The sequence below is a fragment of the Pseudoalteromonas sp. Z9A5 genome (assembly GCF_011378875.1).
Taxonomy (GTDB): Bacteria; Pseudomonadota; Gammaproteobacteria; order Enterobacterales; family Alteromonadaceae; genus Pseudoalteromonas.
Genome location: NZ_WTLC01000044.1, coordinates 18,970 through 38,877 on the forward strand (window position 1 = coordinate 18,970; position 19,908 = coordinate 38,877).

At 38.0% G+C, this 19,908-nt stretch carries 11 protein-coding genes; 2 read left to right on the forward strand and 9 right to left on the reverse strand.

Going from position 1 to position 19,908, the window contains the following annotated elements:
* Positions 1 to 165: 165 nt before the first annotated feature.
* Positions 166 to 1,182: a LacI family DNA-binding transcriptional regulator gene (locus GQR56_RS18045; protein ID WP_166114072.1), complete on the reverse strand. Its 1,017-nt coding sequence runs from the start codon at positions 1,180 to 1,182 to the stop codon at positions 166 to 168.
* A gap of 36 nt (positions 1,183 to 1,218) precedes the next feature.
* Complete coding sequence (gene glk, locus GQR56_RS18050; RefSeq protein WP_166114075.1) at positions 1,219 to 2,211, reverse strand: glucokinase; 993 nt, start codon at positions 2,209 to 2,211, stop codon at positions 1,219 to 1,221.
* Positions 2,212 to 2,504: 293 nt separating this feature from the next.
* Here glk and GQR56_RS18055 point away from each other — a divergent pair, with 293 nt between their 5' ends.
* Positions 2,505 to 3,521, forward strand: coding sequence for a LacI family DNA-binding transcriptional regulator (locus GQR56_RS18055; protein WP_024611331.1), 1,017 nt, complete (start codon positions 2,505 to 2,507; stop codon positions 3,519 to 3,521).
* 957 nt (positions 3,522 to 4,478) lie between these two features.
* Here the strand turns inward: GQR56_RS18055 and GQR56_RS18060 are convergent.
* From GQR56_RS18060 to GQR56_RS18085, 6 genes are all read right to left on the reverse strand, one after another.
* Complete coding sequence (locus GQR56_RS18060) at positions 4,479 to 6,878, reverse strand: glycoside hydrolase family 15 protein (RefSeq protein ID WP_166114078.1); 2,400 nt, start codon at positions 6,876 to 6,878, stop codon at positions 4,479 to 4,481.
* A 9-nt stretch (positions 6,879 to 6,887) separates the two neighbouring features.
* The gene (locus GQR56_RS18065) at positions 6,888 to 8,393 is read right to left on the reverse strand and encodes an MFS transporter (protein WP_166114096.1); all 1,506 of its coding nucleotides are present in this window, start codon (positions 8,391 to 8,393) and stop codon (positions 6,888 to 6,890) included.
* A complete protein-coding gene (locus GQR56_RS18070) occupies positions 8,386 to 10,248 on the reverse strand; it encodes an alpha-amylase family protein (protein WP_166114081.1) in 1,863 nt (620 codons plus the stop codon). Before GQR56_RS18070 ends, GQR56_RS18065 begins: the two co-directional genes overlap by 8 nt.
* Positions 10,249 to 10,341: 93 nt before the next feature.
* Positions 10,342 to 12,183, reverse strand: a complete 1,842-nt coding sequence (locus tag GQR56_RS18075) for a glycoside hydrolase family 13 protein (RefSeq protein WP_166114084.1) — start codon at positions 12,181 to 12,183, stop codon at positions 10,342 to 10,344.
* Positions 12,183 to 13,679 (reverse strand): tryptophan halogenase family protein, encoded by a 1,497-nt coding sequence (locus tag GQR56_RS18080; RefSeq protein ID WP_166114087.1) that lies wholly within the window; start codon positions 13,677 to 13,679, stop codon positions 12,183 to 12,185. The genes GQR56_RS18075 and GQR56_RS18080 overlap by 1 nt, the downstream gene beginning before the upstream one ends.
* A gap of 106 nt (positions 13,680 to 13,785) precedes the next feature.
* Positions 13,786 to 16,569 carry a TonB-dependent receptor gene (locus GQR56_RS18085; protein ID WP_024611335.1) on the reverse strand — a complete coding sequence of 928 codons (2,784 nt, stop codon included), beginning with the start codon at positions 16,567 to 16,569 and terminating at the stop codon, positions 13,786 to 13,788.
* 660 nt (positions 16,570 to 17,229) lie between these two features.
* Here GQR56_RS18085 and GQR56_RS18090 point away from each other — a divergent pair.
* Positions 17,230 to 18,852 carry an alpha-glucosidase gene (locus tag GQR56_RS18090; RefSeq protein WP_166114090.1) on the forward strand — a complete coding sequence of 541 codons (1,623 nt, stop codon included), beginning with the start codon at positions 17,230 to 17,232 and terminating at the stop codon, positions 18,850 to 18,852.
* 435 nt (positions 18,853 to 19,287) lie between these two features.
* Here the strand turns inward: GQR56_RS18090 and GQR56_RS18095 are convergent, their stop codons facing one another.
* The gene (locus tag GQR56_RS18095; RefSeq protein ID WP_346775776.1) at positions 19,288 to 19,839 is read right to left on the reverse strand and encodes a TIGR00645 family protein; all 552 of its coding nucleotides are present in this window, start codon (positions 19,837 to 19,839) and stop codon (positions 19,288 to 19,290) included.
* Between the last annotated feature and the right edge of the window lie 69 nt (positions 19,840 to 19,908).

Here is a 19,908-nt window from a genome sequence, read left to right on the forward strand (position 1 = left end):
TGACACCGGTGTCAACCCTAGCTATTAAAAATAAACTAACTTTTTAGCATGACCTTTAGTCAATGCTTTAATTTTTAGGTATAAGTGTATTTTTAGCAAGTTTTGAGCATAAAAAAGCCCGAATAAGCGTCACTCATATTCGGGCTACTGTGAAAAATATTTATATTAACTTTTAACTTGCGCGGTAGACTCTCGCGTTATCAAACGTGATTCAAGAGTTACTTGATATGGTTGTTCTTGGGGATTCGAAATATGGGAAATAAGTTGAGTAACGGCTTGTTTAGTCATTTCTTCAACAGGCTGTGCAATTGTTGTTAGCCCTGGCCAAATATGGCGAGCGATTGGCGCGTTATCAAATCCAGCAATAGATATATCATCTGGGACAGCTAAACGCCTTTGAGTAGCCAGTTTTAATACAGCTGCTGCCATGTAATCGTTCGATGCAAATACAGCCGTTGGTCTTGGTGATAAATCTAAAATACTTCGCGCACTATCTACACCTGAATGATAACTAAAGTTACCCTCTTCTACTAAACGCTCGTCAAATTCTATTCCGTGGCTTGCTAATGAGCGCCTATAACCTTTAAAACGTTGTTGTGTAGCACTGTGATCTGGGTGACCTTTAATAAACGCAATTGATTTATGACCAAGCCTAATTAAATGCTCTGTTATTTCAAAAGCCCCTTGCTCATCGTTACTGCGAACAGAAATAGAATCATCTTGCAATACCGCAGAAGCAACTCTGGCATAAGGAATGTTTTTCGATTTTAAAAGGTTCACCAACTCTGCAAAATCACCAAAAGGTGGCGTTAATACAATACCGTCAAGACGCGATGTTTGTAATAACTGCTCAACGTTATTAATTAATTCTTCGCCTCTAAATTCACACGGATGAATAAGTAAGTTGTAGTGATTTTCTTGACAGGCTGCCAATGCCCCTGTTTGAACACGCGTAATATAACTTTTACTTGGATTATCGTAGAGACAACCAATTATAAAACTGCGATTTTGGGCGAGCCCACGAGCAATTGGATTTGGGGTGTAATCGAGCTCTTTAAATACCGCAAGTACCTTTTCACGTGTTGCCGCACTTACATTAGGTTCGTTATTTAAAACGCGTGATACGGTTTTTTTAGAAACACCAGCGTGGCTTGCCACACTGTTTATTGTTACTTTTTTCATCACTCTATTTTTCCAGAAGCAAATAAGGAAAAACCCTTATTTGCTGTTGTGCAAACACGCTGCGGCACCAATTAGTGGAATATTATCTTGTGTTACAAGAGTTACAGGAATTTGCCCTGTATATTGCGACATAATACCCTTTTGTGAAAATCGTTCAACAAAACGACTTTCCAGTAAACGAGATTGCATACGAGGCAGTATACCACCACCAATAAACAAACCACCTAATGCACCATAAGCCAATGCTAAATCACCCGCTACACTGCCTATCCAATCACAAAATTGATTTAATGTAGCATCACATACTTCGCATTCACCACTGTTAGCTAAACTACTAATTTGTGCTGCATCAAGGTTTTTTGCATTAACGCCTTTAACTGCCGCCATTGCTTTATATAAGTGTGCAATACCAGGACCCGAAAACACGGTTTCTACTGATACATGAGGATGTTCTTTTCGCAATTCTTGAATGAGTGCAGTATCTAGCTCATTAACCGCAGCAAGCGAGATATGCCCACCTTCAGAACTTAATACTGAAGTAGAATGTAATGTTCTTACCAAACACGCTGCACCAAAACCAGTACCAGGACCCATAACACCAATGTTTGCATTTTCATCAGCTTGACCCGTTTTAACTGTAATATTTTTTTGAGGATCTAAATAAGGTGCTGCATAAGCAAATGCTGCAAAGTCATTTATAACTTCCAACTGCTCTAAATTAAAATGCTGTTTAAATTCATTTACACTAAAATGCCAACCTAAGTTGGTTAAATGCACCTGCCCTGCTTTTATAGGACCGGCTACAGCTAAGCACGCACGTTTTGGTGTAATATGAGAAACACTTGATAAGTACTGCTCTAATGCGCTCTCAAGTGAGCTAAAATCAGCGCTAGGAAATGTATTGTTATGCTCTATAATAAATTGATTGTTTGTTTCGTCAAAAGCGGTTATTAACGCAAAGCGAGCATTTGTGCCGCCGACGTCAGCAACTAAGATGGGATCAAATTCGGTAGAAGAGTGTAAGCTCATGGTGTTATCTCTTTTGTTTAAGCGACTAATGCTTATTATTCTACAACGGTAAACCATTGGTATTTATTTACTTTAGGCTATCACCCTAAAGCAGCTATCACAGTAAAAAATACTGCTTATATTAAAATAGGCAGCCAATACGTTTTGACAACAAAATGATAAAACGAAACCATTATGACACCGGTGTCATTGCCAAATCAATAAAAAAATCAGTTTAAATATAAAAAGCTTGAAAAAATTAATTAATAAACGAGAATGGCACTATTATTTATCACTTTAATTAAGTTGTCACAATGAAAGGTAAAGCTACCTCATTTGATATTGCCCACTATGCAGGGGTCTCTCAATCAACTGTATCTCGTGCTTTACGCAATAGCCATCTTGTGAATGAAGAAACACGAAAGCGCGTCTACGACATTGCAAAAAAGCTTAACTATAAAGTGGACAAAAATGCCAGTAACTTACGCACTCAACAAAGCAGTACACTTGCATTACTTCTTTTTGAAGATCCCACTTCCGACGAATCACAGATTAACCCTTTCTTTTTAGCAATGTTAGGTAGTATTACGCGTGCTTGTGCCCAAGAGGGTTACGATTTATTGGTGTCGTTTCAGTCCGCTAGTGCAGATTGGCAAGCTGATTATGAAGATAGCCACAGAGCAGATGGTATTATTTTGCTCGGTTATGGTGATTACATCGACTTTCAACCAAAGTTTAAAACCTTACTAGAACAAAATACTAAATTTGTATGCTGGGGTGCAACGGTTGATAACCGTCCAGACTTAACTGTATGTTGCGATAACTACACAGGCGGAAAATTAGCTGCTACACATTTTATTGCCCATAACCGCACCGACTGCGCATTTATTGGCGATGCTTCCGATCATAGTCCTGAATTTTTTTCCCGTTTCCAGGGTTTTAAAGATGAGTTACTTACTAATAAAATAAAAATAAACGAACGTAAAATGGCTAACGCAATATCAACTGAAGAATCTGGTTATCACGCCACTCGTTCGCTTATTGCTAATAATATAAAATTTAATGCATTGTTTGCTGCAAGTGACTTGATTGCCATTGGTGCAATTCGTGCACTTAAAGAAGCAAATATCGACATACCAAAAGATGTAGCCATTATAGGTTTTGATAATATAGCCATTGCGAGTTATGTAAATCCACCACTGACCACTGTAGAACAAAATACAACTATTGCAGGACAAATGCTGGTTGAGAATTTATTAAAACTCATACGCGGCGAAGAAGTAAAAAGTACCCTACTTCCCCCAATTTTAATCCCAAGAGGTTCAAGTTAAATTTGCTTTGACTCTAATTGAAATTCTTAAATTAATACACACACTATTATAGAAAATTCTTATATGAGTAAGCATGGGCTAAAATTGTATAATTGGATTTAATGCTTGTACTTACTTTTTTGTTCTTTAGTTAAAGCTTTACACTACCGAACATAATACCAGCCACCATTAGAGTCGATGTTTAGGCTTTCCCACATTAGAACCACATTACTGGATGTTGTTTGCCCACAGCAAGTCTCTTATTATATGTTCTAGCTTGCCAATAGGCGTAATCAAGAGCCCGCTGGAAGAAAAGCGCGTTAGGCTCGAATACACTGAGTTATCAACATATAACACTAGCCAAGCCTAAGTGAGTTCAAGGGCAAGAGTCATCTACATTAAGCGTCAATGTGATCAGATGACAGGAAAATTACGACCCCCCCATTATGTTGGACTTTATATACGACAGCGCCCGTAAATATAGCTGAAGATATCCATAAATTAGTAAGGTACTACGAACTTCGGTGACGTGCAGAGGAGTTTCAGAAAACATGGAAAACAGATGCAACCAAAGTAGAAAATTTACATTTGCAGCACAGTGATAATATTTTACGAATTGCCATCATTAAAGCGTTTATTCCTGTCAGGGTTATTAGCAGCAAAATATGGCGCAAAGAAGTGAATTAGATAAAAAATGGTCGAATCTGCCGAATTGTTAATATCAATTCAACAGACAAAAAAGTTGTGTTCAATAGACAGACCCACATCCATGTAGGTAACAAAGAGTTGACGCTCTTAGGAAGACCCTTTGGACAGCGCATGTCTTGCATTTATGCTGCGTTATTGCCTCTTTATAGGGAACAAACACACTACATAGACTCTGCCTTGCCTAAATGCCAAACATAAAACTGAAGAATCAATCGTAAAAGGTCAATACACCCTAATAATTACAGCGATTGAAGAGCATTATTTTAACAATCATTTAAGTTGTTCTGTTACAACAGGGTAATAATCCCATACCTGCATATCACTTAATGAGCGTACTAGCTTAATATATTCGGCGTGAGTCCAAGCAAGTGGTGTTGCGGAGTTAGTCCCCTCACCAAGCGTGTAGCCTGATTTGTTAACTCCTACACCGTCCCATACTTGCTCTGGTAGCATCATCCCTTGGTTAGCGAATTGTTCGAGTCCTTTTACATAGTTGTTTTTGATTTCGGCTTGTTTTTCATTATTAAGTGTATTATTTGCATTAGCTGCTGCAATTTCATAGTGCCCTCGTTCACCTGTAAAAAAAGGCCATACACGACCGCGTTGCCCTGGCGTATTACTGCCGTTTTCAGCGTAGTTTGTACCCGTTACTTCGTCTTCACCATAGCCATCGTTGCCATAGCGGCGATACCCTGCAAATGAACCGCTACCATCGCTAAACTTAAAGCTATACTTAACTTGTAAATTGTCGGCGAGTGTTTCGTCATCGTATTCTGGCAGTGTTTTTACAATACTTGGTGCCAGTGCATCACGAACGCCATAGCGAACTAATTCTAAAAACCCACCATCCAAAATTTGTTTTTTGTTAAAGCCCTCTCGCCCATTGTTTGCGTTAATGATTGTATTTGAGTTCGCATTTTCATCTTGCCCAATGCGAATAAAATATTCACCATCAGTGGCTTTTGATTCTAAATTGCCATTGGTAGTAAACATCATTTTTTCTATGTCTGCGTTATAACGCTTGGCTGTTGCAAGGTAACGTTTTGCATTTTTAGTATCGCCTGCCATTTTCGCAATATCTGCAGCGGTAATTAAACCTGCTACAACGGCTGCGGTGGTTGATGGGGAATAGCCACTTTGTTCTTCCCAGCGTTCTTGTTGCGTTGATGGTGGCGTAATTTGTGTATCATTCCATAAAATTTTAGCGAGCCCACCATCTACTAAAAAATCAGCGGCTGGTTTTAGCATACGTGCGTACCAGTCTTTAAGCTCTGCGTCGCTAAGTACGTTTGCTTTGTTTAATTTCCACGCGAGCATTATAGGCATCGCAGTTTGATCAAGCTGTACACCAACCCATTCAAGCTCACCATCAACGTGTGTTTTTTGTAAAAACCAGCCACTATCACCATTATTACCTGGCGTTTTACTATTAACTTGTACTTTTTCAAGGTATTCAAATGCCGTTTTTGCAGTTGCGGTATCACCCAGTGCCATAAACGCCATCGCTACTTGGTAAAAGTCTCGTACCCACACTGCTTTGTAGCCTGTTGAACCTGTTTTAGCCGATACTGTTTCGCCCCACGGGTTAGACAGTGACGCAATAAGTGCCCCTGCATGTGTTTTATCTTCTTGCGCTTTTAATACCATTGCACTGGTATAAAGTAACTTGCCGTTGTCGGCTGTTTGCTCAGCCATTTTATCAATAGGTGTCAGACTTTGTAAGTAATCTTGCCAACCAAGCGACGCACCTTTACCGTTAAAGTTATCAAGTACAGTTTGATAGCCTTTTGCTAATGTTTGAGTGCCCTGCTCCGCACTTTGTTGCTCGCTATGTGCAAAACTAAGCACTAAATCAAACGTAGTATTGCGTTCGATGCTACCAAGTTCAGCAAGCATGCTGACATTACCTGACTGTTCACCGGTATTACTGTAAGTGGTATTTAATGATTTTGAATTTTTCAGCTCATTCAAACCATCACTTATACCGGTAAAGCCAACCGTTTTTATGCCAAATTTAGTACTTGATTGCAATGTTAAGTAGTTGTCATCTTGCCAAGCAACTAAGCCTTGATCGGTAGTTTTTGCAAAATCATCAAGACCGTTATTATCAATATATGGATTTACAACAACATAGGCTTTAACATCTTTAAGTTCAGTATTAAAAACGCTTCGAACAAATAAGCTTTGCCCATCAGGATCGGTGAATACGTGTTTTTCGAGTGTAAATCTACCTTGTTTATCTTTACTTACTATTTTATAAGCAAGTGATAAAGGACGACCTTGCTTGTCTTTGTATAAGTAATCAATTGTTACATCAAGATCGTCTGCTTCACTAACTGTGAAATTTTTTCCTGTTACTACAAACTGCATATCTTTTATCTGCGCTTGGTGAATAAGACCAAACATAGTTTCGGTGATCATGCCCTTTGCAATAGAAAACCAAACTTTAGATACGGTGCCAGTAGATGCATCATTTGTATATTGACCATTTTGGTATTGCTCATAAGATGTACCAATACCCGTTTTACCTGCATAAGACCAAAATGGGTCGCTACCCGGAGCACCTGGCGCCGCTGCTTTAGATGTTTGTAAATTGTCAATGTCTTGAGCACCACATGCAGTTAACCCAAGAGCTAATAATGAGATTGTTATTGAATTATAGTTTTTCATTTTTTACTCTTAATTAGAATTTTTAACACGCATGACAGCAATTGCTGCCAACACAAAAGACGCAGCACCAATTAACAAGGCATAAATAGGCTGATTAGAAAACGCATGGCGTAAAATAAGACCTAAAATACTGGCTGCAAGTAGCTGTGGAATAACAATGAAGAAGTTAAATATGCCCATGTATACGCCCATTTTGTTACTCGGCAACGAGTTACTTAACATTGCATAAGGCAGTGACAAAATAGAGGCCCACGCAAAACCAACACCAATCATAGGAATAAGCAGCATTTGAGGAGAGCTTATAAACATAAAGCTTGCAAGCCCCAACGCACCTAATAATAAATTTAAGCAATGCGCGCCTTTTAATCCCAACAACCTAACTAAAAATGGAATACACATAGCCGCAATTGCTGCAAAACCATTATAAGCGGCAAACAAAATGCCTACCCAATCAGCGCCATCATTAAACGCTTTTGACGTAGTATCGCTACTACCATAATGAAAGCTAGTCACTGCCGACGTGGTATAAATCCACATAGCAAATAAAGTAAACCAACTAAAAAATTGTACCCAAGCCAGTTGTTTCATGGCGGCTGGCATTGTAAATACATCTTGTACTACTTGGTAAAAGCCACCTTGGGTATGGTTTTTAGTTTTTAATAAACCTGCAATCCACTGCACAATACCAAAGACAAGTAAGCCACCAGCTAATAAATAAAGTTCTTTCTCAAGCGCCAAGCCCATAACAAGCGCAAGTATCGAAAAACCTAATACGATAAATACAATGCCGCCTTTATTATAATTAATATCAGCAATTTCAATTGGTTGATACTGACCTTTTTGCTCTTCAAATTTATTTAATTGCTCAGGGGTATATTCTTTTGTTGTTGCAACGCTCCATAGCACTGCCGCTAATAGAACAACGCCTCCCCAATAAAATGAATACTTAACGGAATTTGGTATCTCACCGATGACTGTGGTGTTGCTAACATCGAACCAATTAGTCATCATCCATGGTAGCGCTGACGCTAAAACAGCACCAATACCAATAAAAAAACTTTGCAAACCATAACCTGTCGCACGTTGCTTTTCTGGTAAGTTATCCCCTACGAGTGCTCTAAATGGTTCCATAGTAACGTTGATAGACGCATCCATAATCCACAACATACCAGCGGCTATCCAAAGTGTTGGCGAATGCGGCATAATAAATAGTGCAATAGTTGTTAGCACTGCACCTAAAAATAAAAATGGACGACGACGACCAAAACGTCCCCATGTTTTATCACTCCAATAACCAATTATTGGTTGCACGATTAAACCAGTTAGCGGTGCTGCAACCCATAAAATAGGAATATCGTCGACTTGCGCACCAAGGGTTTGAAAAATACGGCTCACATTACCGTTTTGAAGCGCAAAACCAAATTGAATACCTAAAAAGCCAAAGCACATATTCCATATCTGCCAAAAGTTTAGATTTGGTTTATTGCTGTTATGAGTATTATTATTGTTATTCATCATTTGCCTTCTTTGTTAATACCGCGCTACTAAGTGCATTTAGAATGAGAGTGAATGAAGCGCCATTAGCATTTTTTGTTATCCAAATATCATTATGATCCTCAAGTAAATCGTGCAAAGCATCTGTTGTATTTAATTTACTTATTTGATTTTTATTTAAAGTCACCGTTATGCTTTGCGTTTGTTCGCTGAAGTTACTAATCACAAAAATTGATTGATGACCTATTGAACGTACAAAAGCAACCACGGCTTCACTTCCTACCACGCTTAATTTATGCATATCGCCGCCAACAACAGCGGGAATGCTATTTAACGCCATAATTGATTTGTAATATTGGCGAAGGCTTGACTGTTCAGGGGTTAGATTAGCGCCATCAAATTTGCCATTATTCATCCATGCTTGATGTGCAGGTACACCAATGTAGTCAAAAATACTGGTGCGGGTTGATGAGCCAAAACCTGCATTTTCAGAGCCATCTTCACCTACTTCTTGACCAAAATATAATAGGGTTGGTGCACGACTAATAAGGTTTGAAACCACCATTGCAGGTTTACCCCAAATTGCTTTTCCTGCAAAGTCAGGGCTCGCAATACGTTGTTCGTCATGGTTCTCTAAAAAGTGCAGCATATGCTGTTCAATATCGGCAACTTGTGTGTGCGCATCAAAAATAGTCTTTGCGGGCTGCCTATTTTGCATAATTGCTTTTAACGTATCGTAAAAACCAACTTTATCGTATAGGTAGTCCATTTTACCTTGGTAAATATAGGGGCGGTACATCTGAGGGTTATAAACTTCGGCAAGTAAAAATGCATCAGGTTTTTGCATTTTTATAGATGAGTTTAAAAAACTCCAAAATTCTACAGGCACCATCTCAGCCATATCATACCTAAAGCCATCAACACCTTTTTCTAGCCAATAAAGAATGATATCTCTAAATTTATACCAACTATTAGGCAATTCTTTATTTTGCCAAAATGCATAATGAGCACGGTAATCTTGGTTTTCTAGTTCTTTAGGTAATGTCGGGAAATCATAGCTGCCATCCGGCTTTACTCCATAGTTAATTTTAACTGTTTCATACCAATCATTCATATCTGGTTTTGGAGAGCGAGCACCATTACCAGTCCATTTGGCGGGTGTTTCGTCAAAAAAACCATCTGCTAACGGATGACTGTTACCACCTAATACCTGGTAAGACGCCGATGAAGGAACCTGAAAAGACTGTTCAGGTACATAATAAAAATTATTATTTTTATCATACACTTTGCTGGTATCATCTTGCTCACCAAAATCTTTAACACCTTTAGGTTTTGCAACAGAATGATAATTTCGAGCAACATGGTTTGGCACGATATCAATAACAACTTTCATACCGTGTTTATGAGTACGCTCAATTAGTGCACTAAATTCATCGAGTCTATTGACAACATCTATTGCTAAATCAGGATTTACATCATAGTAATCTTTAATTGCATATGGCGAACCAGCCCGACCTTTTACAACATCGGGGTCGTCTTGTGTTATACCGTATTGAGTATAATCACCCACAAGAGCGTGGTGTAATACACCGGTGTACCAAATATGAGTTGTCCCCAGCTCTTTTATGCCTTTAAGTGCAGCATCGTTAAAGTCAGCAAATTTACCTATTCCATTTTGCTCTATCGTTCCCCAAGGCTTATTTTCAGTATTCACATTACCAAATAGACGCGTAAAAACCTGATAAACAACAGGCTTGGTTAGCTCATTTTTCTTTGGCACAATAACGTGTGCTTGCGTTTTTTTTCCATCATCAGTACATGCATTTATTAAAAGTGCACTGCAGAGCAATAGGAGGGCATACATTGTTTTTTTCATTGTGTGTGTCATTTATATATCAGTGATAGCTTTATACTAAAGATAACAGCAGCCACCATACAGTGGCTGCATACGTATTCACGGGCTAATTCATTATTTGTTAATCACCAATACGGTAGCGCTCATTGGTTTTAGTGTGATTTTGCTTTTGAGTATGTGCATTTCGTTGCTAAGTATATTTTTAGCTTCTGCATTTATTGGTAAAACTTCATTCATGTAATCAAGGTTTTGGTTAACCGCTTCAGTATTTTTATTTAAAAATACTAAAATAACTTGCTCATCACTAAGTCGTGCATAACTATATACGCCATTTTTTGGGCTAAAGTGTATCAATTTACCATGAATGATCGCTGGGCTGGTTTTTCTAAAATTGAGTAGTGTAGACATCATGCTATGCATACTTTGCTGATCAGCTGTTAACCCTTGACCTGTAAATACATTGGCTTGCTGATTTTCAAACCCACCTAGGAAATCTATGCGTATATCCCCATGATCTTTGCTCAGTCTGTTATCGAGCAGTATCTCTGTACCGTAGTAAATTTGTGGGATCCCGCGTGTCGTCAATAGCATGGTCATTGCTATTTTTGCTTTGGCTAAGTCTTGTTTAAGTTCAGTGTAAACACGACTCATATCGTGGTTGTCAGCAAATACCATCATGTTATTTGTATCTGGGTATAAAAAGTCGTTTGCAAGAGATTGATATACTTTAATCCAGCCAGTACTCCAGCTTTCTTGTTCATTAAGTCCCTGTATTAACGCCTCCTGCAATGAAAAATCCATAACACTCGGCAAGCTTGACGTATAACCGTTTTGGTTTACTTTCCCGCGTTGCCAGTAAGAGGCAATCGCTGGGTTTGATGTCCACTCTTCACCTACAATATTAAAGTGTGGATACTCGTTCATAATGGCTTTAGTCCAATCACTTAAAAATACGTTGTCGGAATATGAATATGTATCGACTCGAATACCGCTTAGATCAGCGTATTCAATCCACCAAATAGCATTTTGAATTAAATATTCACTTAAAAGTGGCTGCCGTTGATTTAAATCAGGCATGCTTGCTACAAACCAACCATCGTTAAACTGGCGTTTATCATAATCGCTTGCGTGTGGGTCTTGGATTGTTTGACGAGCATGGCTTGTCGCATTTTTACCATTATTAAATTCACCACCAAAATTAATCCAATTTTGTGTTGGTTTATCTCTCATCCATTTGTGTCTGGAGCCAATATGATTTAGCACCATGTCCATAACAAGACCAATCCCTTGCTCTTTAGCCTTTGCAGAAAGTGACTTATAAAGTGAGTTTGAACCCATGCGCGGGTCCACTTTATAAAAGTCGGTAATAGCATAACCATGATAGGAGTAATCGGGCATATTATTTTCTAGCACAGGAGTTAACCATAACTGTGTAACGCCTAAATCCTTTAAATATGGTAACGCGTTAATAACACCCTGAATGTCACCACCATGTCGCCCCCCTTTAAATGTTGGATTTATCGCTTCCAACATACCGTTCACAGTGTCATTTTTTTTGTCACCATTAGCAAAACGATCTGGGTTAATTAAATAAAGTGTATCTACGCTGCTAAAACCTCGACGCTCAGCACTGTGCTTTTTTCTATCCAACAAGGGAAAACTGAAATTATTATTACGACTATTAAATTTTAAAGAACCCGCTTGGGCTTTATCGCTTATGGTTACATGTAAAAATATGTAATTAGGATTTCCGGTACGCGTAATTTTGGTTAATTCAACCTCTTTATAAGGTAAAAGCTTAAACTGGGTATTTGCAATATTTGGCTCATGTAACATTAAAGTTATTGTGTTTTTTTTCATGCCCACCCACCAATTAGATGGCTCGACATTCAGTCCATAAGAAGTGCTTGATAGAGTACATAAAAACAGTAAAAGTATTTGTTTTATAAGTCTCATTATAATGCCCTTTTAATACTGCTTATAAACTCTTTGTGAGTCGAAAGTTTTTCAACGGTCGAATTTATTAATGTTTTTAAGTTAATGAATAAATCAATTAACTGCTCCTCCGTTAGGGAGTCAACAATAGTACAATAATCACTAGGTATTAAGCCTTGCCCAATCATCACTTGTTGCCATGCAATTTCAGCAAATAACTCATCGTTTTCGCGTATTATCTTACCGGTTTGCTTAAATAAATTAAGTTTATGGGTCAATGAGTCTGGGACACTCATTTGCATGCATTGTCGCCAAAATAGAGAATCTTCCCGCTTAGTTAGTTTGTAATGCAATATAATAAAATCGCGTATATGCTCTATTTCAGCCACACTTTGTTTATTAAATTCATCCACTAATACATCACTTATTTCATCATGCGGAAATAATTTAATGAGCCGTGTAACTGCGGTTTGAATTAAATGAATGCTTGTAGATTCCAGTGGTTCTAAAAAGCCACTCGATAAACCAATCGCAACTACATTTTTGTGCCATTGTTTGATTCGACGTCCTGTTTTGAATTTAATTAATCGAGGCTCTGTTATTGGGTCACTTGGTAAGTTATTAAGTAACAACTGCTTTGCATCATCATCAGATAAATAACGACTGCAATATACTAAGCCGTTGCCTATTCGGCTTTGCAACGGAATTTGCCACTGCCAGCCTGCATTATGCGCAATTGAGCGGGTATAAGGTTTTAACTCGTCGTTTGATTTTGTTTGCACCGCAACTGCCCTGTCGCACGGTAAATAATGTGACCAATCAATAAACCCTGTATTTAGCGTTTGCCCAATTAATAGTGCGCACAACCCTGTGCAATCTATAAATAAATCCCCTGTTATTTGCTTGCTATCATCAAGTCTGATTGCTTTTACATTACCTGTTGTTGGGCATTGTGTGATATTACCTATTTTGGCATCTATATGATTTACACCGCGCTTTATAGCAAGACGTTTTAAAAACTCAGCATACAGGGTTGCATCAAAATGATACGCATAACTAATGCCTGGCAATTGTGTATTAGGAATACTGTTAATAGGGGAAAATTTATGATTTTTTGCCGCCTGATAATTTAATGAAAAATCCCAGAGTTCATCTTTACTGCCCTGTATTTGCCCTTTTAGCCAAAAATTATAGAAGTCACAAAACGGGAAGTCTTTTCCAATTGCACCAAAAGCATGCATATAACTGTGCGATGTTTTTTCCCAGTTTTCAAACTCAATACCTAGTTTAATTGTCGCGTTAGTCGCGTTTATAAACTCTTGCTCGTTAATACCTAGTGCATTATTAAGTTGCAAAATAGGAGGGATAGTCGCTTCCCCCACACCCACAGTACCAATAGCAGATGATTCTATTAATGTGATATTAATTACTTTCCCTAACACTTTATTAAGCAATGCTGCAGTTATCCAACCTGCAGTACCACCACCGGCTATTACGACGTGTTTTACTGGTTTCATATTATTATCCACGTTTTTATTAAATCGAATATGATTAATCGGTTAGGTAAAGTAACGATAAGAAAGCCCTTGTAGTAATTTACAAGAGCTTATATACACAATTTTATTAAAGCTTGTAACTAAAGCCCAATAAGTAGGTACGTCCATAATCTTGGTAATCACGAACTTGTAGAGCATTGTCTCCAGAAAGCGACGTAAATGGTTCTTCCGTTAAATTTTGTACTTGGAAGTGAACAGATAAACCTTCAAGGCTTGTAATACCAGCTTCGCTGAAATCATAACCGGCTTGAACGTCCCAAATTGTTTCACCTAAAATATCAACTTGATCAGTATTAAAACCAAGACCATACACATCGCCTTTAAACGCACTACGTTTACGCATACTCGTACGTAATTGCAGACCATGCATTTCATAGTAAACGGTTAAGCTTTGAATTTTATCTGAAAGCCCAGGTAGCTCATATTCATTGCCGTTTTGATCTTCAATATCTGACTCTATACCAGTATGACTAGCAATAATGCCGAACCCTTCAAGTGACGGGTGAAATATTTTAAAAGGTAACGCAAGCGATAACTCATAGCCCCAAAGATCCCCTCCGCCACCGTTTACTTTACCGCTACCAGTACCCGCTGAAGTTGCTGGTAACTGACCTGTTGAAGGGTCTTCAACACCCGTCATGTCAATTTCATACGTGCCGTCAAAAATCCACTGTGTTAAATCTTTATAGAAAAATGCAGTTGAGAAGTAGCCTTCATCACTAAAATAGTTTTCGTAAGTAAGGTCGTAACCTGTCGCTTCTTTCGCTTCAAGCTCTGGATTTCCCCCCGATACAGACCAGTAGTTACCATTCTCGTCTGGTGTTTGGTTATATGAAGCGTTAACTGACGCATTCATTTCATCTAAGCGTGGGCGAGAAATAGTTTTAGCTGCACCAAAACGAACTGTTTGCTGATCATCAAGTGCTAATGACAAGTTTAAGCTAGGCAATACATTTGAGTAATCGTGACTAATATCTGTTGGTGATGTTAAAACTAAACCATTAACAGAACCAAACGCATTACCTTGCGACGATTGCTCACTTTGAATATAACGAACGCCTACATTACCTGTCAGCGCTAACCCATTAACTTCTGCATTTATATTTGCTTGAATAAAAGCTGAGGTAACTTCTTCTTTAACAGTCCAAGATTTAGTTGCATGGCTTGGGTTAGTCAAGCTCTCTGCGAGTAAATCGTAGTAACCGTCATCAACAAGACCATTGGTGTCATAAGCAATCATAGCGCCCATGCCAATAAAGCCTAAATCAACACTGCCATTACGGTATTGTTCAGGTACGCCAAGCATACCCGGATTGTTTAGGGAGAAACCAGATAGCGTCATAAAGTAACCTTCAGAGCTCTTAGATTTTTCACGTTCACGATACGATAAGCCAAATTCAATCGAACTTAAGTAATCATTTTCAAGTACTTTAGATGCGGCAAATTTGAGCGTTGTTAGTTCATCATCAATTGTAGGCGCGTTGATAAAACCATCTTGCGCTTGATTTTCGTACTCAGTACCCGTTATACCGTATTTATCATTAAGTGCAGAACTTGCACCCCACGAAAGCGGACCACCTAACTGAATTAAGCTATAATCACTGTAATCAAGTTCATGTGAAAATGTAGCCCCTGTATTACCGCCGTTAAATATATAACCTAAGTTATCAGCAACACCACGTGAGTCACCACGTCCTGTACCTGAATAACTCTCAATACTCCAAATTTTACGATCTACTTGTGAGTAGCTTGCATCAAATTCTATAGACCACGAATCATCAATATCATATTTAGTATTAAAGCCAAATGCAGTTAACTCAGCTTTACGTTCTTCATAATCATTACGAACAACAACACGCTGCCCTTGTGAGGTCGCGCTTGTAATAAAGCCAGATGCTTCATCAACTTCAATACTTGTAGGATCAATGACACCTTGTCCCCAAGCAAATGGGATCTCTATACCTCGAAGTATTTTTTCATCAGTGAAATCTACATATAATGCATCAAACGTCATATGTAGCTTATCGTTAGGGGCTGCTTCTAATACAAGCATTGCAGAGTCACGTTCAAGTGTGGATGAACGCACGTAAGGTTTTGCACCACCTAATATTGAATAATCATTTCCGTTATTTGTAAACTCTGGGTACCCCCATGAGTTCCAGCGTTTTTCTTGATTTGGAGAGCTCATCGTATTTAAAGCAATTGCTACACCAATGGTATCGTCAGCAAACTGATCGATATAAGAAATGGTGCCACGGAAACCATCATCGTTACCATCGGGGTTTAGTTTTTCAAAACTAGTTTGCTCATATTGGCCATTAACCTGTATAACACGCTCACCTTTACTTAAAGGTTTAACTGTTTGCATGTTAATAACACCAGCAATACCTTCAGCGTCTATATTTGCGCTTGGCGTTTTATAAACAGTTACGCCACTCATTATTTCTGATGGGTAAAGATCGAACTCAACACCACGGTTATCACTAATCGATACCTGTTCGCGACCGTTAAATGTAGTGCCACTTTCGTTTTCGCCAAAACCACGAATCGTTACTCGGCTCGCTCGACCATCAAGGCGCTGAGCTGTTAAACCAGGTAAACGCGCAATAGACTCTGCAATCGAAGAGTCTGGTAGTTTACCAATATCTTCAGCTGATATAGACTCAACAACTTGTGTAGAAAAGCGTTTAGTGTTGATTGATTCAACTACACTGCCACGAAAGCCTTTAACTTCAATAACCTCTAATTCATCTTTTTTTATTGTATCTTCTTGAGCAGCTTGTGTAGCAAAGCATGATAAGCCTGCAGCTGTTAATGCCAAAGTTAATATACTTGGTTTGAACATAGACATAATGTTTTCCCGTTACCCATATTGTGATACTCGCGATTAATGTTTGAGTGATAGCCAAACAAGACGAGTTAATTTTGTTGTCAGGATGAATATTAACGCCTTGTTTATTTTATTAACAAATTTATGCATACGTATTCAACAGTAATAGCATGCTTTCACATTAACGTTGACATCAAAAAATTATAATTAAGCAACTGATTTTATTGCATTTAAAATTAATTTCAACTAAGCATTAGCAACCACTGATTAAATTACTTCATTATAATATTTATAGCTCACTTGCTCATATGTAAACAAAATGAAATGAACTAACGCTACTATTTTAAATGTAAGACATTCCAAATAAACTAGATGCTTAATTGGTCAGACCATTTTGTGTAAAGCTTCAAATATATTCCCCTTTTATTACAATCTGTTATGTTATTTTTTTAGCAATGAAATACTGAAACTTTAAATTGGTAAACTATTATCGAATTAATTAATTATCATAAAGATGTTCTAAGTATTTATTTTTAATCATTTTATTGTATTTATTTTAATGCATACGTATGCAGGCTTTTTACAGTTTCACAAGCTTCACGTATGCTTTTTGCAAATAAGGTGATTAATCCATAATCACAAGAAAATAAACAAATACGGTGTGGAATGATGGAAAAAAGCATGGCCCAAAAGCAGTGGTACAAAGGTGCGGTTATTTATCAGGTTTATCCGCGTAGCTTTCAAGATAGCAACAACGATGGTATTGGAGATTTAAAAGGGATAATTAATCGTATTGATTACATTAAAAGCTTAGGCGTTGATGCTATTTGGATTTCACCATTTTTTAAATCACCAATGAAGGATTTTGGCTACGATATTAGCGATTATCGCGATATTGACCCGTTATTTGGCGATTTAAACGATTTTGATGAGCTTATAAGCCAGGCACATGATCGTAATATTAAAATAATTATTGATCAGGTATTAAGCCATACATCTGATCAACATCAATGGTTTTTAGATAGCCGTAATAATTTAACAAACGATAAAGCTGATTGGTATGTATGGGCCGATGCTAAAGAAGATGGAACAGCTCCAAATAATTGGCTTTCTATTTTTGGTGGTGGAGCTTGGCAATGGGAGCCTCGGCGCGGGCAATACTATTTACATAATTTTTTAACCGAGCAACCAGATCTTAATTTCCACAACCGGGATGTTAGGCAAGCTGTACTTGATAATGTAGAATTTTGGCTTAAAAAAGGAGTGGATGGATTTAGACTTGACGCCATTAATTTTTGCTACCACGACGCACAACTTCGCGATAATCCGGCAAAACCAAAAGAAAAACGCCAAGGTCGAGGTTTTAGCGAAGATAACCCATATGCATTTCAGTATCATTATCACAATAATACTCAGCCAGAAAATATTGAGTTTATGCAAGATATTCGTTCATTACTTAATAAATACCCTGGTACGGTATCGTTAGGCGAAATATCATCAGAGGATTCATTAGCCACGATGGCCGAATATACGCAAGGCGGTGATAAACTTCATATGGGTTACAGTTTTGAACTTTTAACAAATGATTGCTCAAGTGAGTACATTAGAAGTACGGTTCAAACCCTAGAACAGCATATGCTTGAGGGCTGGCCGTGTTGGGCTTTTAGTAACCACGATGTAGAACGTGTGGCAAGCCGCTGGAGTGAAAACGACGAAATTAACCCTAAGCAATGTAAAATGTTAACCGCCCTACTTGCTTCTCTACGTGGCAGCGTCTGTATGTATCAAGGAGAAGAGCTAGGTCTAGGTGAAGCAAATGTTGCCTTTGATGATTTACAAGACCCATACGGAATAACTTTTTGGCCCAGCTTTAAAGGTCGTGATGGCTGTAGAACACCGATGCCTTGGGAGCAAATAGACACGCAATATGCCGGATTTAGTGAAACAAAGCCTTGGTTACCAATAGATGACGCGCATAAGCACCAATCTGTAGCACTTCAAACAACCGACAGTAATTCAATTCTGAATGCATACCGCGAGTTTATGATATGGCGAAAAAAACAACCTACATTAATCGAAGGTGATATTGAATTTATTGATACGCCAGAACCCATACTTGCTTTTTATAGAACACTTGGTGCACAAAAAATGCTTTGTATGTTTAATCTTAGCTCCCAACAATTAGTAATTAATATGGCATTATCAATTACTAAAGAACACACCGAGCTTAGCCATCACAATGCTAAATTTAGTAATAATCAAATCACTTTTGAGCCTTATGCATGCTTTTACTCGCAATGTTAATAGCTTCAATAGATTAAGGTTCCACTTTAAAATTACTAGCTAAAACTAGGGTATGTTTATCTTTCGAGGTTGAATTTTCAGCTGCTTGTATGGTATTTAGGCAAGGTAGGGAGATTCCCATTATTAGGCGATAACGCGGGATTAATACCAAACATGCTCTCCTCTTGGCCTCGACTTAAAGGGGTTGACTCTTTATTACCTACAAAAATGTAAGTAAAGTGCGTGAGCAAGACGAGGAAATTTACGGTGTTTACTTATTCGTTCATGCATGTAAGCCAATAGGATAACTCAGGGGCAGTTATCGGGCTCACTAGGTTACAAACCACATGCCGCGATAAAATCGCGCCCTAGATTGAACAAATTACATTCCTGAAAGAGCAGCACCCTCTAAAAGCCTAAGTAAATTACTTGGGCTTTTAGTTATTGTTTATAATTTTAATGACTTTGAGTTTTACTATTTAAATAGTCAGTTAACGCAAATAAAACGCCAGACATAACAAATGTAACATGGATAATAACTTTCCAAAGTAGCTCATCACTTGAAAGTGCCCCAGAGTTTATAAATACTTTTAATAACTCAACAGCTGAAATAGCCACTATAGCGCTTATCAGTTTCATTTTCAGTCCTGAAAATCCAACTTTCCCCATCCAAGATGGTTTGTCTTCGTGGTTATCCACATTAAGTTTAGAAACAAAATTTTCGTAACCACTAAATATAATAATAAGTAGCAACCCTGCTAATAATGCAGTGTCAACTAAAGTTAAAATACCAACGAGTAATTCTTGATTTGTTGCTGTAAATGTCGCGATGCCCATCAAATAAAGTTGTTTAAAAAACTTTATTAACAATAGAATAATTGCAAATAATAAACCAACAAAAAATGGAGCAAGAAGCCATCGTCCTTTAAAAATAAACGACTCTAATGCATGCTCTATTTTATTAGCTTGGCGAGGGGTTTTATTCAGGGCAAGAGCATGAAAAAACACTATAAATTCAATACCTTTTCAAGATAAGCTGTACTGCGCATCGCTTTCTTCTGCTTTGCTGGCATACCT